Annotated in this window: 26 protein-coding genes; 11 read left to right on the forward strand and 15 right to left on the reverse strand. The window is 63.0% G+C overall.

The features are described from left to right. Positions 1-27 precede the first annotated feature (27 nt). Complete coding sequence (locus NKJ73_RS20385; RefSeq protein WP_023674743.1) at positions 28-534, forward strand: DUF1993 domain-containing protein; 507 nt, start codon at positions 28-30, stop codon at positions 532-534. A 52-nt stretch (positions 535-586) separates the two neighbouring features. Here NKJ73_RS20385 and NKJ73_RS20390 read toward each other — a convergent pair whose 3' ends face one another. Together NKJ73_RS20390 and NKJ73_RS20395 are read right to left on the reverse strand one after the other, a co-directional pair. Further along, positions 587-751, reverse strand: a complete 165-nt coding sequence (locus NKJ73_RS20390; protein ID WP_023674744.1) for a hypothetical protein — start codon at positions 749-751, stop codon at positions 587-589. Positions 752-783: 32 nt separating this feature from the next. Then, entirely contained in the window at positions 784-1,137 is a 354-nt protein-coding gene (locus tag NKJ73_RS20395; RefSeq protein ID WP_352570860.1) for a hypothetical protein, read from the reverse strand. Between NKJ73_RS20395 and NKJ73_RS20400 the strand changes: the two genes are divergently transcribed. Together NKJ73_RS20400 and NKJ73_RS20405 are read left to right on the forward strand one after the other, a co-directional pair. Continuing rightward, on the forward strand, positions 1,136-2,203 hold the full coding sequence (locus NKJ73_RS20400; RefSeq protein ID WP_352570861.1) for an aldo/keto reductase: 1,068 nt from the start codon (positions 1,136-1,138) through the stop codon (positions 2,201-2,203). The genes NKJ73_RS20395 and NKJ73_RS20400 overlap by 2 nt on opposite strands. Positions 2,204-2,251: 48 nt before the next feature. After that, the gene (locus NKJ73_RS20405) at positions 2,252-3,511 is read left to right on the forward strand and encodes a cysteine desulfurase-like protein (RefSeq protein ID WP_352570862.1); all 1,260 of its coding nucleotides are present in this window, start codon (positions 2,252-2,254) and stop codon (positions 3,509-3,511) included. Between the two features lie 24 nt (positions 3,512-3,535). On the opposite strand, the gene NKJ73_RS20410 is transcribed toward NKJ73_RS20405, so the two are convergent. The 5 genes from NKJ73_RS20410 to NKJ73_RS20430 are packed head-to-tail and all read right to left on the reverse strand — an operon-like array spanning position 3,536 to position 9,032. After that, positions 3,536-4,567 carry a histone deacetylase family protein gene (locus tag NKJ73_RS20410; protein WP_023674746.1) on the reverse strand — a complete coding sequence of 344 codons (1,032 nt, stop codon included), beginning with the start codon at positions 4,565-4,567 and terminating at the stop codon, positions 3,536-3,538. Further along, a complete protein-coding gene (locus tag NKJ73_RS20415) occupies positions 4,564-5,076 on the reverse strand; it encodes a GNAT family N-acetyltransferase (protein WP_023674747.1) in 513 nt (170 codons plus the stop codon). The genes NKJ73_RS20410 and NKJ73_RS20415 overlap by 4 nt, the downstream gene beginning before the upstream one ends. Positions 5,077-5,085: 9 nt before the next feature. Continuing rightward, positions 5,086-6,015, reverse strand: a complete 930-nt coding sequence (gene kce / locus NKJ73_RS20420) for a 3,5-dioxohexanoate:acetyl-CoA acetone transferase (RefSeq protein WP_023674748.1) — start codon at positions 6,013-6,015, stop codon at positions 5,086-5,088. Positions 6,016-6,022: 7 nt separating this feature from the next. Continuing rightward, positions 6,023-7,390: an aminotransferase family protein gene (locus NKJ73_RS20425; RefSeq protein WP_352570863.1), complete on the reverse strand. Its 1,368-nt coding sequence runs from the start codon at positions 7,388-7,390 to the stop codon at positions 6,023-6,025. Between the two features lies 1 nt (position 7,391). Continuing rightward, the gene (locus tag NKJ73_RS20430; RefSeq protein WP_352570864.1) at positions 7,392-9,032 is read right to left on the reverse strand and encodes a N,N-dimethylformamidase beta subunit family domain-containing protein; all 1,641 of its coding nucleotides are present in this window, start codon (positions 9,030-9,032) and stop codon (positions 7,392-7,394) included. Between the two features lie 156 nt (positions 9,033-9,188). Between NKJ73_RS20430 and NKJ73_RS20435 the strand changes: the two genes are divergently transcribed. The 5 genes from NKJ73_RS20435 (at position 9,189) to NKJ73_RS20455 (ending at position 11,950) form a co-directional block, all read left to right on the forward strand. Continuing rightward, complete coding sequence (locus tag NKJ73_RS20435; RefSeq protein WP_352570865.1) at positions 9,189-9,437, forward strand: ParB N-terminal domain-containing protein; 249 nt, start codon at positions 9,189-9,191, stop codon at positions 9,435-9,437. Positions 9,438-9,558: 121 nt separating this feature from the next. After that, positions 9,559-10,044 (forward strand): SRPBCC family protein, encoded by a 486-nt coding sequence (locus NKJ73_RS20440; RefSeq protein ID WP_352570866.1) that lies wholly within the window; start codon positions 9,559-9,561, stop codon positions 10,042-10,044. Positions 10,045-10,066: 22 nt separating this feature from the next. Further along, positions 10,067-11,023 carry an alpha/beta fold hydrolase gene (locus NKJ73_RS20445; protein ID WP_352570867.1) on the forward strand — a complete coding sequence of 319 codons (957 nt, stop codon included), beginning with the start codon at positions 10,067-10,069 and terminating at the stop codon, positions 11,021-11,023. A 196-nt stretch (positions 11,024-11,219) separates the two neighbouring features. Continuing rightward, positions 11,220-11,618, forward strand: coding sequence for a GFA family protein (locus NKJ73_RS20450; protein WP_352570868.1), 399 nt, complete (start codon positions 11,220-11,222; stop codon positions 11,616-11,618). A 119-nt stretch (positions 11,619-11,737) separates the two neighbouring features. Further along, positions 11,738-11,950 (forward strand): hypothetical protein, encoded by a 213-nt coding sequence (locus tag NKJ73_RS20455; RefSeq protein ID WP_023674755.1) that lies wholly within the window; start codon positions 11,738-11,740, stop codon positions 11,948-11,950. 13 nt (positions 11,951-11,963) lie between these two features. On the opposite strand, the gene NKJ73_RS20460 is transcribed toward NKJ73_RS20455, so the two are convergent. Then, positions 11,964-12,878 carry a hypothetical protein gene (locus NKJ73_RS20460; protein ID WP_352570869.1) on the reverse strand — a complete coding sequence of 305 codons (915 nt, stop codon included), beginning with the start codon at positions 12,876-12,878 and terminating at the stop codon, positions 11,964-11,966. Between the two features lie 251 nt (positions 12,879-13,129). Between NKJ73_RS20460 and NKJ73_RS20465 the strand changes: the two genes are divergently transcribed. Then, positions 13,130-14,149, forward strand: coding sequence for a GH25 family lysozyme (locus tag NKJ73_RS20465; RefSeq protein WP_352570870.1), 1,020 nt, complete (start codon positions 13,130-13,132; stop codon positions 14,147-14,149). Between the two features lie 245 nt (positions 14,150-14,394). Continuing rightward, positions 14,395-14,766, forward strand: a complete 372-nt coding sequence (locus NKJ73_RS20470; RefSeq protein ID WP_023674758.1) for an endonuclease domain-containing protein — start codon at positions 14,395-14,397, stop codon at positions 14,764-14,766. A gap of 56 nt (positions 14,767-14,822) precedes the next feature. On the opposite strand, the gene NKJ73_RS20475 is transcribed toward NKJ73_RS20470, so the two are convergent. The 5 genes from NKJ73_RS20475 to NKJ73_RS20495 form a co-directional block, all read right to left on the reverse strand. Next, positions 14,823-18,581, reverse strand: a complete 3,759-nt coding sequence (locus NKJ73_RS20475; RefSeq protein WP_352570871.1) for a vitamin B12-dependent ribonucleotide reductase — start codon at positions 18,579-18,581, stop codon at positions 14,823-14,825. Between the two features lie 644 nt (positions 18,582-19,225). Further along, positions 19,226-19,714, reverse strand: coding sequence for an NUDIX hydrolase (locus NKJ73_RS20480; protein WP_352570872.1), 489 nt, complete (start codon positions 19,712-19,714; stop codon positions 19,226-19,228). Between the two features lie 222 nt (positions 19,715-19,936). After that, the gene (gene gpt / locus NKJ73_RS20485) at positions 19,937-20,437 is read right to left on the reverse strand and encodes a xanthine phosphoribosyltransferase (RefSeq protein ID WP_023674762.1); all 501 of its coding nucleotides are present in this window, start codon (positions 20,435-20,437) and stop codon (positions 19,937-19,939) included. Between the two features lie 127 nt (positions 20,438-20,564). Further along, positions 20,565-21,398, reverse strand: a complete 834-nt coding sequence (locus tag NKJ73_RS20490) for a universal stress protein (protein ID WP_352570873.1) — start codon at positions 21,396-21,398, stop codon at positions 20,565-20,567. A gap of 78 nt (positions 21,399-21,476) precedes the next feature. Continuing rightward, entirely contained in the window at positions 21,477-22,226 is a 750-nt protein-coding gene (locus tag NKJ73_RS20495) for a competence/damage-inducible protein A (protein ID WP_352570874.1), read from the reverse strand. Between the two features lie 149 nt (positions 22,227-22,375). On the opposite strand from NKJ73_RS20495, the gene NKJ73_RS20500 reads away from it, so the two are divergent. Next, positions 22,376-23,362 (forward strand): alpha/beta fold hydrolase, encoded by a 987-nt coding sequence (locus NKJ73_RS20500; RefSeq protein WP_352570875.1) that lies wholly within the window; start codon positions 22,376-22,378, stop codon positions 23,360-23,362. 186 nt (positions 23,363-23,548) lie between these two features. Here NKJ73_RS20500 and NKJ73_RS20505 read toward each other — a convergent pair whose 3' ends face one another. Next, complete coding sequence (locus NKJ73_RS20505) at positions 23,549-24,442, reverse strand: carbohydrate ABC transporter permease (RefSeq protein WP_023674766.1); 894 nt, start codon at positions 24,440-24,442, stop codon at positions 23,549-23,551. Position 24,443: 1 nt separating this feature from the next. Beyond that, positions 24,444-25,295 carry a carbohydrate ABC transporter permease gene (locus NKJ73_RS20510; RefSeq protein ID WP_376705884.1) on the reverse strand — a complete coding sequence of 284 codons (852 nt, stop codon included), beginning with the start codon at positions 25,293-25,295 and terminating at the stop codon, positions 24,444-24,446. Between the last annotated feature and the right edge of the window lie 8 nt (positions 25,296-25,303).

Below are 25,303 nucleotides of genomic sequence, written 5' to 3' on the forward strand. Positions count from 1 at the left end.
GGCAGTCGGGCCGCGTGGAGATTTCTTGTGACCATATCAATGTATGAAGCATCCGTGCCGGTATTTTCGGCGAGGCTGAAGGCACTAGCCAATGTGCTGAACATTGCCGAGCAAAATGCGGCTGATCGCAAGATCGATCCGCAGGTGTATCTGACGGCGAGGCTGGCGCCGGACATGTTTGCGCTGACCAGGCAGGTACAGATTGCCACCGATCACGCCAAAGGCGCGCCGTCGCGGCTTGCCGGGCGCGAGGTGCCAAAATATGAGGACAATGAGGCGAGCTTCGCTGATCTGCAGGCCCGCCTTGCCAAGACATTGGCTCATCTCGCGACATTTTCGGCGGCCGAATTCGATGGTTCAGATGACAGGATGATCGAACTGCGGCTTGCGGGACGCGAGGTTTCGATGCCGGGAATGCAGTATCTGCTGCATGCCGCCATGCCCAATTTCTATTTCCACCTGACCACCGCCTATGACATCCTGCGTCACAACGGCGTGCCATTGGGCAAGTCGATTTTCCTCGGATTGCGTTGAGATTCGCTCGGGAGATATCCCGGCCGCGCCGGGATATCTCGCTGCGCGCTGTTTAGCGTAGGGACATTTCCCGGGCGATGCGCGGGAAATCGGCCGGCTTGACGCCGATATCGGCGCGATCGGCATTGCTCATCGAATGGAGCAGCGCCAGCGCCGCTCGATAGCGCAGCTGTTCCCGCGGACGCGGACGGGCGAACATTTCAGTGAAGAATCCCATGATTCAAGCCCCTTATTGAACCTCCACGGCCGTCAATATAGGCAGATCATGACAATTGTGCAGTGCAGCATTCGCATGGCAGCCATGCTGCCCTGATCTTTTTTGACATAATTCGGCTGTTCCGGCGAAACTTCTGCGATGCTTCGACCGTAGGCCTCAGTGCCGGCACTTGGCCGGTTTTCCTCGCCATTCCTGGCGAACTTCCGGACTGCATTCACATGCAGTCCGGCTTTTTTGTTAGCCGCACGAAAAAAAGTCCGTTTGCCGGCATCCTGGGAAAGTCGCCTGGCCTGCCGTCGGTGGGCTTGGAAGCGGGCGGCGCTTTCCTGTATGCTATTGCTTCCTCCTCGCGCAGCCGCGCAAAATTCCCGCCGGAGAAACTCCATGCACAAACGCCGTCTCGGCCAGACCGATCTTTTCGTGTCGCAAATCTGCCTCGGATCGATGACCTGGGGCCAGCAGAACACCGAGGCGGACGGTCACGCCCAGATGGATCTGGCGTTTGCTCGCGGTGTCAATTTCATCGACACCGCCGAACTCTATCCGATCCCGCCCAAGGCGGAGACACAAGGCCGTACCGAGACATTCATCGGCAATTGGATGAAGGAGAAGCGCAATCGCGACCAGGTGATCATCGCCTCGAAGGTAGTTGGTCGCACCGCCAACAGTTGGTTTCGCGGCGACCGCCCGTCTAAGCTGGTGCGCGCCGATATCTTCGACGCTATCGATAAGTCACTTGCCAGGCTCAACACCGATTACATCGACCTCTATCAGATCCATTGGCCGGAACGCGACGTGCCGTGGGGCGCCAATCCGAACCGCATCGGCGCCGTACCGCGACGCTCCGATGCCGCCGGCGTGCCGGAAGGCGAGACGCCGATCGCCGAGACGCTTGCCGTATTTGATGAACTGGTGAAGGCCGGCAAGATCCGCCATTTCGGCCTGTCGAACGAGAATTCCTGGGGCGTCATGCGTTTCATCGCCGAAGCCGACAAGGGCCTCGGCCCGCGCGTCGCCTCGCTGCAGAACGCCTATAATTTCGTCAATCGCACCTTCGAGGTGAACCTTGCCGAAGTCTGCGAGCGCGAGCAGGTGTCGCTGCTTGCCTATTCGCCGCTGGCGCAAGGCTATTTGACCGGCAAATACGATCATGGCGCGCGGCCGCAGGGCTCGCGCTCGCAGTTGTTCAACCGCGGCCAGCGCTACGAGACGCCGAATGCTGCCGAGGTGCAGCTCGAATACAACCGGTTGGCGCGCACCTTCGGCATGGAGCCGGCGCTGTTTGCCAATGCCTATGTCTCGAACCGGCCCTTGGTCACCTCGAACATCATCGGCGCCACCACCATTTCGCAACTCGAAATGGCGCTCTCTTCCGCCGACGTGGTCTGGACCGAGGACATGCAGAAAGCCGTTGATGCGATCCACCAGCGCGTCGGCAATCCGTGCCCTTGATGCGTCGGGACGCGGTTGTCCGATCGTCATAAGGAGAGGGGAACAGCCATGGACTTCCGGATCGACGCGGTGCGCGCGAAATTTCCGGCCTTGTCGCTGACCGACAAGGGCCGCCGGCGCATCTATCTCGACAATCCTGCCGGCACGCAGGTGCCGCAGTCGGTGGGGGACGCAGTATCGCGTTGCTTGCTGACCACGAATGCCAACCTCGGCGGCTTCTTCGAGACCACCGTTGCAGCACAAGACATCGGGGACGAGGCCCATCTGGCGATGGCGGATTTTCTCGGCGCTGCGAGCCCGCAGGAAATTATCATCGGTGCCAACATGACGACATTGACCTACCACATGTCGCGAACGCTCGGCCGCACGGTGAAGCCCGGGGACGAGATCATCCTCACCCGCATGGACCATGAGGGCAACGTCTCACCCTGGCTGCAACTGGCCGAAGACCTTGGCCTTGTGGTGCGCTGGCTGCCTTTCGACCAGCAGAGCTGGCAGATCGAGGAGGCGGCGCTCGCCGCGCTGCTTTCCGAGAGGACGCGGCTCGTCGCGCTCAACTACGCCAGCAATCTCACCGGGTCGATCAACCGGGTGAAGGCGTTGACTGGCATCGCCAGGCGGGCTGGTGCGTTGGTCTACGTCGATGCCGTCCAGTTCGCGCCGCATGGCCTGATCGACGTCCAAAACCTCGGCTGCGATTTCCTGATCTGCTCGGCTTACAAGTTCTTCGGCCCGCATATGGGAATTTTGTGGGGCAGGCTGGACGTTATCGATACGCTTAAGCCGTATAAATGCCGTTGCTCGTCCAATGCCCTGCCGGAGCGCTTCGAGCTCGGCACGCCGCAAATCGAACTGATGGCCGGCCTGTCGGCCGCGGTCGATTATTTTGCCGAGTTGGGCGCGGCAGCCGGCGCGCAAGGATCGCGTCGGCTGAAAATCGCCAAGGCCTTCGAAGTTTCAATCGCTTACGAGAACCCGCTGGCGCAACAGCTGATCGACGGTCTGTCGGATATTGCCGGCCTGACCATCCACGGCATCACCGATCCGAAGCGGATCAATGAGCGTGTGCCGACGGTGTCGTTCACTGTCGAAGGCATCGTGCCGGAGACGATCGTGCGGCAGATGAATGCCGAAAACATCTTCCTGTGGTCCGGCCACAACTACGCCTGGGAGATCGTCCACCAGCTCGGCATTCCGGCCGAGCAGGGGGTGGTGCGCATCGGCATCGCTCATTACAACACTTCAGCCGAAATCGACGCGACGCTGGAGAGCGTGCACCGCGTTGTCGCCATGCTGAGGCAGGAATGATCCTGAGCGGCCCTCGCGGGCGGATCATCGCTTGTGGGCGCCGCCAAAACCGGTGAGGAAGGCGGTGAGATTGTCGCCGAGCTCGTCGCAGAGATAGCCGCCTTCCTGGACGATGACCGTTGGCAGGCCGAGCCCGGCGATCACCTCGCCAATGCGCGAAAAACCAGGCGTGCTCACCGACAGCCCGCCGAACGGATCGCCTTCGAAGGCATCTAGCCCCAGCGCCACCACAAGCGCATCGGGCGAGAAGGTGTTGATGCGCTGGAACGATGCCTCCAGCGCTTCGAGGAACGCTGCATCGCCGGATTTGCGCGGCAGCGGCAGGTTGAGATTGTAGCCGAGGCCGGCGCCTTCGCCGCGCTCGTCGCCATAGCCCCAGAAAAACGGGTAGAAGCGCACCGGGTCGGCATGCAGCGACACGGTGAGCACGTCCGGCCGGGCATAGAAGATGCCTTGCGTGCCGTTGCCGTGGTGCAGGTCGACATCGAGGATCGCCACCCGCGCCGCCTGCTTGCGCAGAACCTGTGCAGCGACGGCCGAATTGTTGATGAAGCAGAAGCCGCCGGCGACATCGGCAAAGGCGTGATGGCCGGGCGGGCGGCACAGCGCATAGGCGGCCGGCGCTCCCGACATCACCGCCTCGGCGGTTTCAACCGCGCTCCAGGCGCTCCAAAGCGCGCTCTGCCACGTCTCGCCGGAGATCGGGCAGGCGGTGTCGGCCATGTGGTAGCCGGCCTGGCCGACCGCCGAGGCCGGATAGGAGCCGTTCCGCGCGATCGGATGGATATTGGGGATGACCTCGGCCGAGGCGCCCTCGATGCGCTGCCAGCGCGCGAAGATATGCTGGAGAAAATCGAGATATTCCGGCGTATGCACCGCCGCAATCGGGCCGAGCCCGTGATCCCGCGGCCGTTCGATCGTGCAGCCGGCAGCCTTGGTGCCGGCTAACAATCGCTCGACCCGTTCCGGCTTTTCCGGATTGGGCTGCGGCGCGCCGCTTGAGAGGAACGCCTTCGGGTCGTGGCGCTTCTGTTCTTCGGCATAGAAGGCTTTCATGTTGGCTCCTCCGGTGCATCGGCAAAGGCGAAAAAGGCGTCGCCGACGATCTTCTGCACCTGCTCGTAGCTCGACCAGCCAATGCCTAACCGTTCGTAAAAAGCCTTGGCGGTCTTGTTGTCGGTGTCGACGGACAGCCTGAGATAGACGCCGCCTGCCTTCCGGCACTGCGCCGCCACCCGGCGCAGCAGGCGCTCGCCGATCCTGCGGCCACGAAAACGGTCCTCGACATAGAGGTCCTGCACATAGACGCCGGGCCGTCCCATCCATGTCGAGAAGATCGGAAAATACAGGCAAAGCCCGGCAAATTCGCCACCGACTTCGGCGATCAAGGTCGAGAAGGCAGGCTTTTCGCCAAAGCCATAGGTGCGGAGATCCTGAGCTGTCGAGGTGATCTCCTGATGTGCGCCGACATGCGCGCCGAGCCGTAGGAGCGCGGCGTGGATGGTTTCGACGTCCTCGACCCGGCCGGGGCGGATGACAATGTCTCTTGACGGTGGGTTGGTCACGGCCGCATCTCAGAACGCCACGCGGTCGCCGCCCTTGAGCGCCAGCATCTGCCGTGCCTCGGCCGGCGTTGCGACGTCCAGCGACAGCCCTTCGAGCACGCCGCGGATCCGGCGGACCTGGTCGGCATTGGACTTGGCGAGCTGGCGCCCGTCGTAGAGGCTGTCCTCCAGCCCGACGCGGACATTGCCGCCCATCGTCGCCGCAATCGAGATCATCGGCATCTGGTGGCGTCCGGCCGCCAGCACGGAAAACCGGTAGCTGTCGCCGAACAGTTTGTCGGCGATGCGCTTCATGTGGATCAGGTTTTCGGGATCGGCGCCGATGCCACCCAATATGCCGAATACGAACTGGATGAACAATGGGCCCGACACCAGCCCGCGGTCGCGGAAATGCGCAAGCGAATAGAGATGGCCGACATCGTAGCACTCGAATTCGAAGCGCGTGCCGCATCCGCGCCCAAGCTTTTCGAGCACCGTCTCCATATCGGCAAAGGTGTTCTTGAAGATCGTGTCGCGGGTGGCCTCGAGCAGCTTCGGCTCCCATTCGTGCTGCCATTCGCGCGGCCGCTCGAGCATCGGGAACAGCGCGAAATTCATCGAGCCCATATTGAGCGAGCACATTTCCGGCTCGGCCCTGAGCGGCGCGGCCAACCGCTGGTCGAGCGTCATCAGCGACGATCCGCCGGTGGTGATGTTGATCACCGCATCGGTCGCCTGCTTGATGCGCGGCAGGAACTGCATGAACACCTCGGGGTCGGCGGTCGGCCGCCCGTCGCTGGGGTCGCGGGCGTGAAGATGCAGGATCGCGGCGCCGGCTTCGGCGGCGGCGATCGCGTCTGCGGCGATCTGGTCCGGCGTCACTGGCAGATGTGGCGACATCGATGGCGTGTGCACCGACCCGGTGACGGCACAGGTGATAATGACTTTGCGCGGTGCCATGGTCGCCTCAACCTTCGACCGGCAGGTCGAGCTCGCTGGCCAGCACCTCGAGCGAGTCGCCGATGATGGATACGATCTCGCCGATCTGCGCGGCGGTGACGATCATCGGCGGGGCGACCATGAAATTGTCGCCGTCGACACCGCCCTTGACCTTGCGTCCGTAGATGATCAGGCCGCGCTCGTAGGCGAGGTCGAGCAGCCGCTGGGTGGCCTTCTTTGCCGGCTCGATCGGCCTCAGCGTTTCTGGGTCGGCGACCATTTCGGCACCGGTCAGCAGGCCCTTGCCGCGGATGTCGGCGATGAACGGAAACCGCTTCGCCAATCCCTTCAGCTCGTCCATCAAAAGCTCGCCCATGACAGCCGCGTTGGCGATCAGGCCGAGACGGTCCATCTCGCCGAGCACGGCGAGCCCGGCGGCGCAGGCGAGCGGATTGCCGGCATAGGTATGGCCGTGCTGGAAGCCGCCCGACGCGAGCAATGGCTGCACCAGCCGCATCGGTGCCGCCAGCGCGCCGAGCGGCGCGTAGCCAGAGCCCAGCCCCTTCGACAGCGCGACGATGTCGGGCTTGCAGTTCCAGTGGTCGCCGCCGAGGAATTTTCCGGTGCGGCCGGCACCGCTCATCACTTCGTCATGGATGAGCAGGATGCCGTAGCGATCGCAGATCTCGCGGATGCGCGGATAGTAGCTGTCCGGCGCCACCAGTGCTGCCGTGGCAGCGCCGCCGACTGGCTCCATGATGAAGGCGAGCACGCTCTGCGGTCCCTCGGCGAGGATCTTTTCCTCCAGCATGTCGGCGTAGCGGATGCCGCGCTGTTCCATCGAAAGATTGTCGCGGTCGCGCCAGGCGATGGGCGCCGGCACGGTCGGCATCATCTGCATCATCGGCACAAATGTTTCGGACAGCGCATCGTCGCCGGTGACGGCGAGCGCGCCGAGCGTGCCGCCATGATAGGAGGGAAAGCGCGTGATCACCTTCCAGCGGCTGGGCTGACCGGTGGCGACCGCCCACTGCCGCGCCAGCTTGACGCAGGATTCCGTTGCTTCCGAGCCGCCGGAGACGAAAAAGATGCGGTCCAGGCCTTCGGGGAGTTTGGCCGCCAGCTGCCGCGCGAGCTCCTCTGCCGGTTCGTTCTCGAAATGCAGGCGGTAGGCGAAGGTGGCGCGGTCCATCTGCCGTTTCATCGCGTCGAGCACGTTGCGATTGGAGTGGCCGATATTGGCGACCATCGGGCCGCTCGATCCGTCGATGAAGCGGCGGCCATCCTGCGTCCACATGTAGATGCCTTCGGCGCGGTCGATCAGCGGCCGGCGCACGCTGGATAGATAAAACAGATGCGAGGCTTCGCGAGTTTCCGGGGCAGGAGACTTCAACATGTCATGGCTTTCCAAGATAGCGGTCGAGGACATTTCTGGTGACGCGCTCGACCATCGCATCCTGCCTTAGCAGGCCGGCAATCCATTCGCAGCTTCCGGCGTGAAACACCTCGCCTTTGCCGCGCGGGAAATTGACGATCATGCCGTTGCCGCGTTTGACCTTGTCGAGGTTGGCATCGCTTGCCTCGCCGAACAGCGTCTCGGCGGTGAAGCGTCCGTCCTCGTCGCCGAGAAACTGGTCCTCGAACGCAATGTCGGCGCTTTCCTCGACCTGGCTCGCCATGCCGACGGCCAGCACTTGCAGCCCGTCCGGTGCACCGCTGTCGGGCTTGGGGTAGGGCAGGCCGCCGCGGATCTCGAAATCGAGCCCGTCGACCTCGTAGCCATAGACATGGCTGTCGGCGCCGAGCAGATCGCCATAGTAGATGCCGGTGCCGGCAAACGCCCAATGCTCCGGCCGGTAGACCGGAAAGCCGCGCACGCCGCGCGGCGCGCAGCCGCCCCAGCCGGCATAGACGCCTCTTGTCGCGTTGAGGCCGAAGGTCGCCGCACCCGGCCGGCCGATTTCCGGCGCTTCCCAGGAATTGGTGGCGCGCCTCATATCGCCGCCGCGATAGGCCGGGTCGTCGGCGCGAGCGCGGTATTTGTAGCAGACCTGCCGGCGGCCTTCGTCCTCCAGCCTGGTCTGCCACATGAAATTGCCGGCAAAGCGCGCCGCATGACCGCCGCGCTCGACATAGGTGTCGACCGCATCGCGCATTTCCCAGGTCCAATATTCGTCGTGGCCGACGAAGACGACGCAGTCATAGCCGTCGAGAATGTCGGGCGAAAAATGCAGATCGTGCTGGCTGGCGAGATCGACGGCGTAGCCGGCACGCTCGGCGAAGCGGAAGAAATGGCTGTCGTAGCTTGCCCAGCCGGCTGAGGCGTATTTCTTCGAATGGCCGGTGGCAAAGGCCCATTCCATGTGCGGATAGCGCGGCACGGTTTTCGGCGGCACCGCGACTTCGAGCGGCACGCGCGGCGCATCCTTGGGCAGCACGACGAAGCCGCGGCACCAAGGCCGCTGCGTCGACACCATTCGTGCATATTGGTCCCGGCCTGGCCCGGTGATGCCTTCGTAATGGTTGGAACCGCCCCATGTATTGTAGGCGAGCCAGGTGCCGGTGGCCGCCACCTGCAGCACACGGCCAGGCTTCTTGCCGGGCTGCGGCGCGACGATAAAAAGATGGTGGCAGCGGATCGGCTTGCCGTCCCGGCCATCTGCCGTCAGCGTCACGCGATAGGCGCCGGACGGCCAGTCGTCGCCGATGCGAAACTCGAACGACGCTTGCCAGCCGCAGCCTTCGACCGAACATTGGTCCGGCGTATCTTGCCAGCGCGCCGCGATTCCCGTCCCTTCGAACATTGTCGTTTCCGCGCCGCCGTCGCGGATGATCGCGATGCCGAAACTGGCGGCCGTCGAACTGACATGCAGTGCCACCATGTCGCCAGGACGGTAGGAAAAACGGTCGCTGTAGCACCAGATTTCGCCGCGCCTGCCATCCATACCGGGCCATTCCCAGTAATGGCTGCGCACCGCCTGGCGTCGCTGCTCCGGCGTCAGTCCGAAATCGGGAAACTCGGTCGGCAAATGGTTCATGAACACCGCTAAGGTCGAAGGCCGCCATTTCGGCCATCCGCCGGCCAAGCGTCAATTGGAAACGATCGGGCCAGCCATTGCCGGGCTGCTCCCTTGGCCTTGCCGGCCAAACAGACTATCTCACAAAGGGCGGCCTTGTCCGCCACGGGAGCCGATATGCTGAGAGTGCAAAAGGTCAGGGTCAACGATATCTACGTGCCGACGGCGCGCAAGAAGACGCTGCATCCCGAGACTGTCCGCAATCTGGCCGAGGACATTCTGGAAAACGGCATGAAGATGCCGATCCAGGTGCGCCATGACGGCAAGCGCCATATCCTGGTCGAAGGGTTGCATCGGCTGGAAGCCGCCAAGTGGCTCGGCGAGACCGAGATCGACGCCTATCTGGTGCAAGCCAAGCGCCACTGAAGCCACTTATTTCCGTCGTTCGAATCTCCTGTCCCGCGGATTTTTTCGCGGACCGTGTCGGCTTGCGTCTTGTCGGTTCGTCCTAGACACGGAAGCCAAAACCGACATGTGAGGAAACATCATGACCACCAAGCTCGACGTCGCCCCCAACTCCGACCGCGAGCTGGTTCTCGCCCGCATCATCGATGCGCCGCGCGAGAACGTCTATCGCTGCTGGACCGAGCCGAAGCTCTTGACGCAATGGTTCGCGCCGAAGCCGTGGACGACGCCGCGAGCGGAGATGGACGTTCGCGCCGGTGGCACCAGCCTGGTCGTCATGGCCGGTCCCGACGGCAACGAGTTTGCGAGTCCCGGCGTCTTCCTCGAAGTCGTGCCGGGCAGGAAGCTCGTCTTCACCGATGCCTATACCAAGGCGTGGGAGCCGTCCGAAAAGCCGTTCATGACGGTCGTGCTGACCTTCGAGGACGAGGGCGAGGGCAAGACCCGCTACATTGCCCGCGTCGCGCATTGGTCGGTCGCCGACCGCGAACAGCACGAGAAAATGGGTTTTCACGAGGGCTGGGGCCAGTGCGCCGAACAGCTCGAGGAGGTCGCCAAGCGACTTTGATGCAAACGGGAGAGGGAGACTGATGTCCAGATCGGTATTTTTCGCCATTTTCGCCTCGGCCGCCGCGCTGTTTGCCGCGCCGGGCACCATCAACGCAGAGGAGGCCAAGCCCGCCATGACGACCGCAACCGCAACACTGCCGACGCCGGAAAAATCCGGCCTGCTGCCGATTAACGGCCTGAACTATTATTACGCCGTCTACGGCAAGGGCGAGCCGCTGCTTCTGCTGCATGGCGGTCTCGGCACGACCGACATGTTCGCGCCGATCCTGCCGAAGCTTACCGAAAACCGCACCGTCATCGGGGTCGACCTGCAGGGCCATGGCCGCACCGCGCTCGGCGACCGGCCGCTCAGCCTGGAGGCGATGGGCGACGACATGGCGGCGATCGTCAAGGCGCTCGGCTACGACAAGGTCGACGTGATGGGCTATTCGCTGGGCGGCGGCGTCGCCTTCCGCATGGCCGTCCAGCATCCCCAAACGGTGCGCCGCCTGGTGCTGGTCTCGACCGGCTACGCCGCGGACGGCTTCTATGCCGAGATGCGTGGCCAGCAGGCACAGGTCGGCGCGGCGATGGCCGACATGATGAAGGACACACCGATGTACAAATCCTACGTCGCGGTTGCGCCGCATCCGGAGGATTTTCCGAAACTGCTCGACCAGCTCGGCGCCTATATCCGCAAGGACTACGACTATTCGGCCGACGTGCCGAAGCTGAAAATGCCGGTGATGCTGGTGTTCGGCGACAGCGACATGTACCGGCCCGAGCACGAGATCAAGTTCTATCAGATGCTCGGCGGCGGGTTGAAGGACGCCGGCTGGATGCGCGAGAACCTGTCGCAGAACCGCCTGGCGATCGTGCCGAACCGCACCCACTACGATGTGTTCTTCGCGCCGGAACTGACAGCTGCCGCGCTGCCGTTCCTCAATGGCCAGACCAAGGTCAAGACCTGGGACGAGGTCGTCAACGAAACGAACTGACGCCCAGTCAATTGTCTGCCGGCCGTCTTCCGCGAGATGGCCGGCATGTCGCCCATGGGGCCTTGGCCCGGCGCATCGGCCAATCGTGTATTGGCCGCATCACAGCTATAGATGGCGCCATCAAAGCTTTTCAATTGACGCTGCCACGCCTATCGATAGGTATGCCGCCTATCCTCACAGGGCAGGGACGCGGGTGATGGCAAGATATCAGGGCGGGTGTTTGTGCGGTGCGGTGCGCTACCGCGCCGAGGCGGCACCGATCAATGAGCGCGTCTGCCATTGCCGGTTGTGCCAGAAGGCGCTGGGTGCCGCCTTCAACGCGCGCGTGCTGTTCCGCATCGATGATGTGACGGTCGACGGACCGCTGGCGACGGTGAATTCCTCGCCCGATCTCAAGCGCGGCTTTTGTCCGCGCTGCGGCACGACGATGTTTTCCCGGCGCGATTCCGCCGGCATTATCGGCATCACCACCGGCTCGCTCGATGATCCCTCGTTGTTCAGGCCTGAGATGCATATCTGGACCGCCTCGAAGCAGCCCTGGTTGCAGATCGACGACGGCCTGCCGCAGTTTGAAGGCGCGCCACCTCCGGCTTGAGGTGGAATCTGGACAAAATTTAATCCGAAGCGACACGAGATAGCCGGCAAAGCGTCATTGGCGGGCCATCATTGCTGCCTATCTATTGGCATGCGGGCAGGCAGTCGAGGAGGCGACGGATGAACGACAGCATCAACACCCTGGATGAACTCTTGAGCGATCCGATGATCAAGCTGGTAATGGAGCGCGACCGCGTGCAACCGGCACAACTTCGCACGCTGCTCGAAGAAAAGGTCCGCCGGGTAGACGATGATGCGCCGGTCAACGATCGCTTTGTACCGCCGGCCCACCTGATGGCCACGACCTGTCACAAGCTGTGGTTGTGCAGCTAGGGTCTTGAAGCGGTCAGCCGGAATTTGCCGGCAAATAGCTGTAATGGCTGCGGAAATAGGCAAGCTTGAAGCCGAGGCGTGCATAGTTGCGGTAGGCTGGCCCCTCACGTTCGGCTCGCGGCGCCTCGATATCGGCCACGAACAGTTTTGCACCGGCCGCAAGTCCGTCGCGCACCATCGCTTCGCCGAGCATTGCATCGAGGTCGAAGCTCGGCGCCATGATGCCGGGCACCGGCGCGTCGATGCCGCTCCAGGCCATGCCGTCGGCGCCGATGAACATCGAGCGCACCGCCGCCACCGCGTCTTCCCGCCGCAGCATGTAATGATGCCAGCCGCGTCGGCCGGCCAGCGCCAGCAACCACGGTGAGGTCGGCAACCGATATTGGCTGTCGATGAACCCAGCCCATTCCCTTGCCGTTGCCGGCGTCACCCGCTCGACCGAGGCATCCTCCGTCGGGAAAAGCGGCTCAGCGGGCAATGGCGTCGCGTCGCGAAAGATGCGTTCCCAGCCGCCCTGACGTTGCAGGCCGCGCGCCTCGAGCCAGCAGCTGAGCGTCGCCGGCTCGGTGTGTGGATTGGTGTAGAACCAGGGCCGCAGAATGCCGGCGTCGCGATAATGCGCCAGAAGTGCGTCGAGCCGGCTCTCGGTGGCCGCGCTCTCGACGCCGAAATTTTTGACACAGTTGAAATGGATGAACGGGATCGTCGTGCAGGTGGTCCAGACGAGATCGCCATCTTCGGCGATGGCAAGGCTTTGCCTTGCGGCAAAGTCTGCCGGGGCGGCGCGATAGAGATCGAGCCACGCATTGACCTCGGCGCGTTCGATGGCGCGACTGAGGTTGCGAGGTATCTCGTCGACCCCGATGGCGGGCGAGCATGGCTCCGGCGGGACTACGGGCTGCAATTCTGACAGGGCGGCGGGCTGCATGACGTCCTCCACGTGGTGCCTTACACCGTAAGATTAGTAGAGACTAATCTCATGCCGTGAGTTGTCAAGCCGAGGCAGCGACGTGGCCGAACATTGGAGGGCTAGCACACTTCCGCCCGGCCAACGTCCCGCTGCAAAGCCCTAACAATTCGATTCAAACTTTGTTGGTAGTTTCTTGTTAGGAATCCAGCTTGGTTTGTCCGGCGGCGTTGTCCTGCCTTCGGTCTGTTGTGTTTTGCGTACAGGTCCAGATGCGGTTATCAGGCGTCGTCATCTTTTCGATCGCAGCGCTGTGCCTTGCCGGCTGCACGTCAACCTCCGGCGTCGATGCGCTGCAAGTGCCGTCCAGCGAGACCACCAGCTCGGTTGTGCGGCCACCCGCGCCGGTGGCGTCCGTGGCGAAAACTGATGCTGCGCCCGCTTTTGCCGAACAGGAGCAGGACGAACAGCCGGTCGCGATGGACGTACCCGATCAGGACGTCGAACCGCCGGCCGAGGTGATCGCGCTGATGTCGCCGCCGAAGCGGCTGACACGCGCGGCACCAGCAATGCTTGCCGAACCGGTCACGCGCTATGGTTTTCGCGATGCCAAGCCGATCAATTTCGGCAAGGCATCCTCGCCGAGGCGTCTCGCCGTCCACGGCGTCGACGTTTCGCGCTGGCAGGGCAATGTGAACTGGGGAAAGCTGCGTGCCCAGGGCGCCAACTTCGCCTATATCAAGGCCACCGACGGGGGCGACCATCTCGACCCGATGTTCACCAGAAACTGGCGCAGTGCCGACGCCGCCGGCCTCAAGCGCGGCGCCTACCACTTCTTCTACTGGTGCCGCACCGCCGGCGAGCAGGCCGACTGGTTCATCCGCAATGTGCCGAGGGTCGAGGGCGCGCTGCCGCCGGTGATCGACGTCGAGTGGAACGGCGAATCCAGCTGCAAGCGTCGCCCGTCGCGGCAAAAGGTGCTGGAGAAGATGCAGGTGTTCATGGACAGGCTGGAGCGCCACTACGGCCAGCGGCCGATCATCTACACCGCGCCCGACTTCTACCGCGACAATCTCAGGGGCGCCTTCCCCGATTATCCGTTCTGGCTGCGCGCCGTGGCCGCGCACCCGTCAAAGGTCTATCCCGGGCGCAAATGGCTGTTCTGGCAATATTCCGGCTCCGGCCTGTCGCACGGCGTAAGAGGCCGCATAGACCTCAACGTCTTCCACGGCGATGAGAGGGCCTGGCGCGACTGGGTGGGCGGCCGGCAGATGGTGGCCGAGGCGGAGTAGCGCGGCAGCTTCTTCCTTCTCCCCATGTGGGAGAAGGTGGATTGGCGCGCAGCGCCAAGACGGTTGAGGGGTGTTGGACGGAGTGCGTCGGTGCCAAGCTGGAGCACCCCTCATCCGACCTCGCCACCTTCTCCCACAAGGGGAGAAGGGGAGGCGCCGCGCCATCCCCTTTGGTTGGTCTCGAACGTCGGCCCTTATCTGAGGATTCCTTGGAGGTCGTCCCCAGGATTGGATAACGTCGCCCCATGCCGCATCAGCCCGTTGCGCCCACTAAACGTCGCTTCGCCCGCTCAATGCGACGCGAGCCGACGGAAGCGGAAGACCGCCTGTGGCACGAACTGCGCGGACGTAGGCTCGATCGCATCAAATTTCGGCGCCAAGTTCCGGTCGGCAAGTTCATCGCCGATTTCATTTGCGCCGAGGCCAGACTGATCATCGAGATCGACGGCAGCCAGCATGCGGATTCGAACTATGACCGGGAGCGGGACGCCGAACTTAAGGCGAGGGGCTTTCGTGTACTGCGTTTCTGGAATGACGACGTGCTGCGGGATCTGAACGCAGTCTGCGACACCATCATCGCTTACGTCCGCGATGACAGTTTGCAGCCTTGGCGGTAATCGCGCGCTCTTCCCTTCTCCCACAAGGGGAGAAGGGAGGGCGCGACCTCAGCTCCTCAGCTACACCCGCTCGTGGCCCCGCAAGTATCGCACTTCTCGCAAGTCCCGTTCCGCACCATCGTGAAGTTGTGGCATTCCGAGCATTCGTTGCCGGTGTAGCCCTGCATGAGCGATTGCTGGCGCCGGTTGGCGGCGAGTGCTTTGGCTTCGGCTGCTTCTTTCGCGGCCTCATCGGTGAACAGCTCCGTCGGGTCGGAGGCTTCCGCGTAGACGATGTCCTCGACCAGTTCCCTGGCGCGCTCCTCGTAGTCGCGCTTATAGGCGATGGCTTCGTCGCTGGCCGGCTTCAGCGTCAGCACGTTGGAGCCGGAGAAGGCGGTCGGGGCGGTACGGGCTGGAGTTCCGGAGCCCGAGCCAGCAAAGCCCTTCGGCTCGGCACCCGACACCAGCTTGACCGGCGAGGCACCGCGGGTCAGGCCCTTGGAGAAGGGCGTTGCCTTGCCTTCGTTGATGCCGCGCCCGAGCGCCGTCTTGTCGAAGTCCGACTGGTCGACATGGGCGAGGTCGTGGCGGCCGAGATAGGAGACGGCGAGTTCGCGGAAGACGTAGTCGAGGATCGACGTGGCGTTCTTGATGGCGTCATTGCCTTGCACCATGCCAGCCGGCTCGAATTTGGTGAAGGTGAAGGCTTCGACGAATTCCTCGAGCGGCACGCCATATTGCAGGCCGAGCGAGATGGCGATGGCGAAGTTGTTCATCATCGCCCGGAAGGCCGCACCTTCCTTGTGCATGTCGATGAAGATCTCGCCGATACGACCGTCATCGAACTCGCCAGTGCGCAGATAGACCTTGTGGCCGCCGACGACCGCCTTCTGGGTATAGCCCTTGCGGCGGTTCGGCAGTTTCTCGCGGTCGCGGTAGAGACGTTCGACGACGCGCTCGACGATCTTCTCGGTCACCTGCACGGCGCGCTGTGCGGCCGGCGCCGCGATCAGCTGCTCGATGGCTTCGTCCTCGTCGTCTTCGACGTCTGCAAGCAACGAGGCGTTGAGCGGCTGCGACAGCTTCGAGCCGTCGCGATAGAGCGCGTTGGCCTTCAGCGCCAGCTTCCACGACAGCATGTAGGCGCCCTTGGCGTCTTCCACCGTCGCGTCGTTCGGCATGTTGATGGTCTTGGAGATGGCGCCGGAGATGAAGGGCTGCGCCGCCGCCATCATCATGATGTGGCTGTTGATCGACAGCGAACGCTTGCCGATCTTGCCGCACGGGCTGGCGCAGTCGAACACCGGCAGGTGTTCGGCCTTCAGGAACGGCGCGCCTTCCAGCGTCATCGCCCCGCAGACATGGATGTTGGCGGCCTCGATGTCCTTCTTCGAGAAGCCCAGCGCCGGCAGCATCTCGAACGAGAAATCATTGAGCTGCTCGTCGGTGAAGCCGAACGTCTCCTTCACCCAGTCAGAGCCCAGCGTCCATTGGTTGAAGACGAATTTGATGTCGAAGGCCGACTTCAGCGCCGCATTGAGTGCTGCGATCTTTTCGTCGGTAAAGCCTTTTGCCTTGAGCGAGCCGGGGTTGATGCCCGGCGCCTGGTTGAGATTGCCGTGGCCGACGGCATAGGCCTCGATCTCGGCGATCTGGGCCTCGGAATAGCCGAGCGTGCGCAGCGCTTCGGGCACCGCGCGGTTGATGATCTTGAAATAGCCGCCGCCGGCCAGCTTCTTGAATTTTACCAGCGCGAAGTCGGGCTCGATGCCGGTGGTATCGCAATCCATCACCAGGCCGATTGTGCCGGTCGGCGCGATCACCGTTGCCTGCGCGTTGCGGTAGCCATGCTCCTCGCCGAGCTCGATGGCGCGGTCCCAGGCGGCCTTGGCATGGTCGGCAAGTTCCTGCTGCTTGAGATCCGAGGCGACCAGCGGCACCGGGTTGACGGCGAGCTTCTCATAGCCGTCCCTTTCGCCATAGGCAGCGCGGCGGTGGTTCCGCATGACGCGCAGCATGTTCTGCGCATTGCGGTCATAATCGGGGAAGGCGCCGAGCTCGGCGGCCATTTCGGCCGAAGTGGCATAGGCCGTGCCGGTCATGATCGCGGTGAGCGCGGCGCAGATGGCGCGGCCCTCGTCGGAATCATAGGGAATGCCCGAGGTCATCAGCAGGCCGCCGATATTGGCGTAGCCGAGGCCGAGCGTGCGGTACTCGTAGGAAAGCTTAGCGATCTCCTTCGACGGGAACTGCGCCATCATCACCGAGATTTCCAGCACCATGGTCCACAGCCGCACCGTGTGCTCGTAGGCTGATATGTCGATCGTGCCGTCGGCATTGCGGTAGGGCAGAAGGTTGATCGACGCCAGGTTGCAGGCGGTGTCGTCGAGGAACATGTATTCCGAGCACGGGTTGGACGCCCGGATCGCACCGGCCGAGGCGCAGGTGTGCCAGTCGTTCATCGTCGTGTTGAAATGCAGGCCCGGATCGGCCGACGCCCAGGCGGCATAGCCGATCTTTTCCCAGAGATCGCGCGCCTTCAGCGTCTTCAGCACCTTGCCGTCCTTGCGGGCGGTGAGATGCCAGTCGCCGTCCTGCTCGACGGCGCGCAGGAAATCGTCCTTCAGCGACACCGAATTGTTGGAATTCTGGCCGGAAACGGTGAGATAGGCGTCCGAATCCCAGTCGGTGTCGTAGGTCTTGAACGACATCGAGGTGTAGCCCTGCTTGGCGAACTGGATGACGCGGTAGATGTAGTTCTCCGGCACCGCGTCCTTCTTGGCCGCCTTGATCTCGCGCTTCAGCGCGGTGTTGACCGCCGGGTCGAAGCAATCGTCGCCATTGCCTTCGCAGTTGATGCAGGCCTTCATGATCGCTTCGAGATGCTTCTTGACGATCTTCGAGCCGGTGACCAGCGAGGCGACCTTCTGCTCCTCATTGACCTTCCAGTCGATGAATTCCTCGATATCGGGATGATCGGCGTCGACGATGACCATTTTCGCGGCGCGGCGTGTCGTGCCGCCCGACTTGATGGCGCCCGCCGCGCGGTCGCCGATCTTGAGGAAGCTCATCAGCCCCGACGAACGACCGCCGCCCGACAGCTTTTCGCCTTCACCGCGCAGGAACGAGAAGTTGGAGCCGGTGCCGGAGCCGTATTTGAACAGGCGCGCCTCACGCACCCACAGGTCCATGATGCCGCCCTCATTGACGAGGTCGTCCTGCACGCCCTGGATGAAGCAGGCATGCGGCTGCGGATGCTCGTAGGAAGACTTCGACTTGGTCAGCTTGCCGGTGAACGGGTCGACATAGAAATGACCCTGGCTCGGACCGTCGATGCCATAGGCCCAGTGCAGGCCGGTGTTGAACCATTGCGGCGAGTTCGGCGCGACGCGCTGGGTGGCCAGCATATAGGCGAGCTCGTCGCGGAAGGCGCGCGCGTCTTCCTCCGACTTGAAGTAGCCGCCCTTCCAGCCCCAATAGGTCCAGGTGCCGGCAAGCCGGTCGAAGACCTGGCGGGCGTCGGTCTCGGAACCGTAGCGCTCGGCTTCCGGCAGCTTGGCCAGTTCAGCCTCGTCGGCGACCGAGCGCCACAGGAAGGAGGGGACTTGCGTCTCTTCGACCTTCTTCAGCCGTGCCGGGACGCCAGCCTTGCGGAAATATTTCTGCGCCAGGATATCGGCGGCAACCTGGGAGAACTGCGCCGGCACGTCGATGTTGTCCAAGCGGAACACCACCGAGCCATCCGGATTCTTGATCTCCGAAAGCGCCTTGCGGAATTCGATCTCCGCATAAGCTGATTGCCCTGGCTTGGTGAAACGACGCTCGATGCGCATTGGTCCGGTCCCTTTTGTCTACATATAGCGCTTTTCCCAGAGGATTTCTGCCCTCTTGGCGAAACGCGCATGTCCGCCGTCTGCCGGCGTTCGAAAACCGCCGGCTCTCATCTTCACAGTCTCCGCCGCCCTGCCGGTCAAACCTCTTGCGAGGCCGCTGTCCAACGCGCTGACGGACCCTGTGGGTCCCTCAAAACTGAAAACTTTTTGTAACGCCCTCGATCGAGGGAAATTCACATTATCTAGCGTCGAACCTACCTGCAAACACTAAATATAGTATTAACAGACAATTTATTCAAGTCCGACAATCCTCCCCTTTCGCCCCCAAGGCTTCAAAATCCCACGCCTTCGCCGGCCTCGTAAACAGGCGGGAATGCGGCTCAAAACGCACATATTCCGGGAAAAAGACCGGCCTCGAAACTTTTCCGGTCGCACTCTCAACAGGAGCGCATGGCCTATAAAAGGCGACTCGTTTTGCGGCGTCAAGGATTCGTTTGCGTAGCTTTTATGACCCCACATCTTGTGTGTCACACATGTGGATAACGGGGATAGAAGCGGAGCGCAAGGAAGGGTCGGCTCTGGGTGGAGGCGCTTCGGCAACGACGTTCACAGCACCTGAGCGATAGGCTATGCGCGACTGAGACTCAGGAGAACCGATGCGGATCCGCGCAGAAATGGGCGATGATCTGGCTGAGGTCGGGTTCGTTGACCATGCGCACAGCCTCGGCGGCGCTGACCCATTTGCGGGTGCGTGCCCGCTTTTCCTTCCACCGGTCGGCGACCTTGTCGACCTGCAGCGGGAAGACCAGCACCTCGCACGGCACTTCCTCGCCGGTAGCCAGCACCTTGGCGTAGAAATAACGGCCGGCCTCGTGATGTGAGATCGTGCCGCGCAGCCCGGCCTCCTCGCCGGCTTCGCGTGCCGCCGCTTCGCAAAGCGGCTCCTTCGCTTCCGGCCAGCCCTTGGGAAGCACCCAGCGGCCGGTATCGCGGCTGGTGATCAGCATGATTTCCACGCCGTCCCCGCTATCGCGCCAAGGCAACGCTGCAACCTGAAGGCGGTACGGCACCGCGCCGAAGAGTCGCCGGACCCTTTCGGCCTTATGGTTGTGCGTCGTTGGCCTCGTCAACATCGGAGAAGCTTGCCCCAGCTTCCAGAATCATTTGCCGTCTCACGAATCTTACGGCTAATTATAAGCAATGAAAGTAAAAAATGTTTCACGGATCGGCCAGATTCCGTCAATCTGCGCCGATCTCAGCCTAATGGCGCGACTGCAGCAGCGTCGCGCCACGCCTTTATCGGTGTGCGGAGGTCCCCTGGGCGGACTCGGTGCATCAAGCGGCGTTGCCGCGAATCAGCCGGCGTGATCGTCGGCGATCGGCTTTTGGTAGGTGAAGCCCATGTCCCAGGGGAAATAGATCCAGGTGTCCTGGCTGACCTCGGTAACGAAAGTGTCCACCATCGGCCTGCCTTTCGGCTTGGCATAGACGGTGGCGAAATGCGCCTTGGGCATCATCGCGCGCACTATGCCCGCCGTCTTGCCGGTGTCGGTGAGGTCGTCGATGATCAGCACGCCGGCCCCGTCATCGGCGAGCAGCGCCGGCGTGACCTCCTTCAGCACCTGCAACTGCCCCTGGCTGGTATAATCGTGGTAGGAGGCGACGCAGACCGTCTCGATGATGCGGATGCCAAGCTCGCGCGAAATGATAGCCGCCGGAACCAGGCCGCCGCGCGTGATGCAGACGATCGCCTTCCATTGCCCCTTGTTGGCGCCGGCAAGCCGCCAGGCGAGCGCGCGCGCATCGCGGTGGAACTGGTCCCAGGAGACCGGGAAGGCTTTTTCGGGCAGGGACATCTCTCGCGCACTCCGCAAAGCGCGCATCGCGCGCAGACACTATGGAATGCGCGCGGAATTAACTGGAAAGGCTTGGCTTTGGCAAGGGCGCGGCAAAGCTATTGTCCTGCCAGCTATCCCTGTGAACCTACCGCGACAGGAAAGCCGCCACGGGTGCGGTGCGCAGCACCGTTCGCGTCACCCCGCCGAACAGCAGCTGGCGCAGCCAGGAATGGCTGTAGGCGCCGAGCACGAGCAGGTCCGCACCCGACTCGGCGACCCTGGTCTGGATGATGTCGTCGACCGAGGCGCCGCCGGACCTCAGCACCGAGACGCTGACGGTCGCGCCATGCCTGGACAGCGAGGCGGCGATCTCGGCGCCGGCTGTTTCCGGCGCCTCGTCGAGCGTATCCGGCGGGTCGATGACGACGATGTCGGTCTTTTCGGCCTCGATGATGAACGGCAAGGCATCGAAGGCCGCGCGCGCGGCCTCCTTGCTGCCGTTCCAGGCGAGCAATACGTGCTTGAAGCTGGTGACGAGCGGACCCGAATGCGGCACCACCAGCACCGGCCGGCCGGCATCGTAGACCAGGGTGTCGACGTCGGCGCTCGGGTCGCTGCCCGATTCGCGCTGGGCGGCGATGATCAGGTCCGCGGTGCGAACGGTCGAGATGCCGGTCAGCGCACTGTCGCCGGAAAAACTCTCGAGACTGCGCCACTCGAACGACAGGCCGGAATCCTCGATGCGCTTGTGAAAGGCGGCCTGCAACTTCTCGGCGCGCTCCCGGTTCATATCGGCGGAAACCTGCAGGAACTCGGTGTCCGGAAAGCCGGTGGCAGAGGTGTAGGGCACGGGCAGCGCCTCGGCATGGATGCCGATCAGATGGCTCTGGAATCGGCCGGCCAGCGGGATCGCGCAGTCGAGGACACGCTCGGCATCCTGTTCATTCTGCAATATGGCGACGATGGTCTTGAAGCGCATGGCAGTCCCTCACTTCTTACGGCGATCCCACTCGTGACAAACGTCACTGCGCGATGCTGGTTCCGTCAGGCCGGCCGATCAGCCCACTCGGCTTGCCTTGATCAAGCCCGCCACCATAGCCTCTACGTCGGCGCGTGCGGAGTCCAGTGCCTGCTGGCTGCGGGCGCGCACCACCAGTTCCGTCCAGAATTTGCCATCGCCATATTTCGGGTAGGAGCCGATGATCGTGTCCGGATGCGCCTTCTGGATGTCGCCCAGCGGCCCGCCGATCAGGCCTTCGCCGAACGGGCATTCCACGGTTGCCGACAGCATTTTGGTGCCGGCCCGCAATGTCGGCACGACATTGTCGAGCATCGCCTGGAAAATCGCCGGCACGCCGGCCATGACATGGACGTTGCCAATGCGAAAGCCCGGCGCAACCGACACTGGATTATCGATGTGGTCTGCCCCGCGCGGCATCCGCGCCATGCGCTTGCGCGCTTCGGTGTATTCGATGCCGCGGGCGGCGTAGCTTGCCTCCAGCAGGGCGTAGGCCTTGGCGTCGTATTCGCATGGCACGCCAAAGGCCTTGGCAACCGAATCGGCGGTGATGTCGTCATGCGTCGGGCCGATGCCGCCGGTGGTGAAGACATAAGTATAGCGGGTGCGCAGCGCATTCACCGCAGCGACGATCTCGTCTTCCTCGTCCGCAACGATGCGCACTTCCTTCAGGTCGATGCCGATCGCCGTCATGATGTCGGCGAGGTGGCCGATGTTCTTGTCCTTGGTGCGGCCGGACAGAATCTCGTCGCCGATGACGAGCATGGCGGCGGTGACGATTTCGGTCATGACTGGCTCCGGCAAACGGGTCGCCTGAGATAGCGCGGCAAACGGCCGGCGGCAATGCCGCCAAATGACGGATCTACCTGTGCCACCTCCCTTGCAGTGCACCCGTCGGCGGGTGATGCTGCGTGCCGGTTTGGAGCCCTGAGCAAGACATGCCGGCATCGATTCTGCTATGGCTACCCGGCGCGCTGTTTCTGCTGGCGCTCGTCATGGCAGCCTATCCGATGCTGGCGACGCTGCGGATCGCGGCGAAGGCCGAAAGGCTGGTGCCGGCCAGTGGCAAATTCATCGAGATCGACGGCAACCGCATCCATTATGTCGAGACGGGCGAGGGGCGGCCGATCGTCTTCCTGCACGGCCTCGGCGCGCAGCTTCATCAATTCGGCCACACGCTGTTCGGACGGTTCGGCCCGAACTATCGGCTGATCGCGCTCGACCGTCCGGGCTCCGGCTATTCGGTGCGGGCCAGGGGCGCCAGCGGACGGCTGCCCGAGCAGGCCGAGATCGTGCGGCATTTTATCGACGCGCTTGGGCTGGAAAAGCCTCTGGTCGTCGGTCATTCGCTGGGTGGCGCCATCGCGCTGACGCTGGCTATCGAGCATCCCACGGCGATTTCCGGCATCGCCTTGCTGGCACCGCTGACCCATCTGGAGCCGGACGCGCGCGAGAAGTTCGGCCCGCTGTACATCAAGTCGCCGCTGCGGCGCCGGATCATGGCTCATACGGTGGCGATCCCGGCGGCTCTCAAATATGCCGAAGCGACGCTTGCCTTCATTTTCGCGCCGCAGACGGCGCCGACCGACTATATGGTCGAGGGCGGCGGCTGGTGCGGGCTGAGGCCAAGCCATTTCTATGCAACGTCGACCGATGTCGTGGCCATCGAGCACGACCTTGGCCGCATCGAGCAACGCTATCGCGAGATCACCATGCCGGCCGGCATTCTGTTTGGTGCTTCCGATCTCGTGCTGGGCATCGATATCCATGCCTGGCCGGTGATGGATAAGATCAGGGGGCTGCATTTCGAGCCGGTCGAGGGGCTTGGTCACATGCCGCAATTCATCGACCCGGAACGGGTCGTCGCTTTCATAGAACGCATTGCCGACCGCGCATTTGCGCCGAAGTCCGACACCGGCTGCTGACACCCTTCCGTAACCTCGCGCATTCCTCACGCAAAGGTGTGCAAGCCTGTCTCCGACGCCAACGCCAACACGAATGTCAACGATCAATACTGCGGCAAGTAACCGGCCGTAGCCTCGGCCGGCAGGGTGCCTACCCCAGGTATTCCCGGCCGCCGGGAATACCTCCGAACCCAATCACGATGCTGGCTATTCCTTCACGGCTCCGGTCATCGAGGAAACATAGTGCTCGACAAAGAACGAATAGAGCACCACGACCGGCAGCGAGCCGATCAGCGCTCCCGCCATCAGCGCCCCCCATTCATAGACGTCCGAGCGCACCAGCTCGGTGAGCACGCCGACCGGCACAGTCTTGTTTTCGGACGACTGGATGAAGGTCAAGGCGTAGATGAACTCGTTCCATGACAGCGTGAATGCGAAGATGCCGGCGGAAATCAGGCCCGGCACCGACAGCGGCAGCACGATCTTGGTGAGGATCTGCCAACGGCTCGCCCCGTCGATCAGCGCGCATTCTTCCAGCTCGAACGGGATCGAGCGGAAATAACCCATCAGCAGCCATGTGCAGAACGGGATCAGGAAGGTCGGATAGGTGAGGATGAGCGCGAACGGCGTGTCGTAAAGTCCAAGGTTGAACACCATCACAGACAGCGGAATGAACAGGATCGAGGGCGGCACGAGATAGGCGAGGAACACCGCGAGGCCGACCTGCCGCGCCCCGGAGAACCTCAAGCGTTCGATCGCATAGGCAGCGAACACCGCAGCCAGCAGCGACAGGAACGTGGCGGCGGTCGAGATGATGATCGTGTTGAGCAGCCAGCCCGGATAAGACGTCTCGAAGAGCAGGTAGCGGATATGCTCGAGCGTCGGATGCACCACCCAGAACGGATTGAAATTGGCGTAGTCGGTCATCTCGAGGTTGGGCTTAACCGCCGTGATCGTCATCCAGTAGAACGGAAACAACAGCACGATGACGAAGATCAGCAACGGCAGGTAGACCGTCACCACGCGGCGCGGCAAACTCTGCAGGTAGCCCATGCCGCCTTCGTCGAGTTCCGGGCGTTTGCTCGTTTCGATCGCGGTCATGTCAATCTCCGCCGCCCTGCTGCCATTTGCGACGCTGCAGGCCAAAATAGCTGAACAGGATCGCCGCCAGCAGGAACGGGATCATGGCAACTGCGATCGCGGCGCCTTCGCCAAGCTGGCCTCCGGAAATGCCGCGCTGGAACGACAGCGTCGCCATCAGATGCGTGGCGTTCACGGGCCCGCCGCGCGTCAGCACATAGATCAGCTGGAAATCGGTGAAGGTGAACAGCACCGAAAACGTCATGGTGATGGCGATGATCGGCGTCAGCAGCGGCAGCGTCACATAGCGGAACAATTGCCAGCGGCTGGCGCCGTCGAGCGTGGCGGCCTCGTAGAGCGACTGCGGAATCGTCTGCAGGCCGGCAAGCAGCGTGATCGCCACAAAAGGAATGCCGCGCCAGACATTGGCGGCGATGACCGAAGCCCGCGCATTCTCGGGATCGCCGAGGAAGTTGATGCGATGGTCGATCAGGCCCATTTCCATAAGCGCCCAGGACAGGATCGAGAATTGCGAATCGTAGATCCACCAGAAGGCGATCGCCGACAGCACCGTCGGCACCACCCAGGGCAGCAGGACGATCGCGCGGAAGAACGACTTGAACGGCAGGTTCTGGTTGAGGATAAGCGCCAGCCACAGGCCGAGCGCAAACTTCAGGATCGAGGCGCTGATCGTGTAGAGCAAGGTGTTGAAGACGGAGAGCCAGAAGACGGCGTCATCCCACAGATATTCGTAGTTCTCGATACCGATGAAGATGCCGGGGCGGCCGATGCGGGCATCGGTGAAGCCGAGCCAGACGCCGAGCCCGAGCGGATAGGTCAGGAAGACCAGCAGCAGCGCCGCCGCCGGCAGCATGAAGCCGA

It is taken from the genome of Mesorhizobium sp. M0074 (genome assembly GCF_040322975.1).
Classification (GTDB): domain Bacteria; phylum Pseudomonadota; class Alphaproteobacteria; order Rhizobiales; family Rhizobiaceae; genus Mesorhizobium.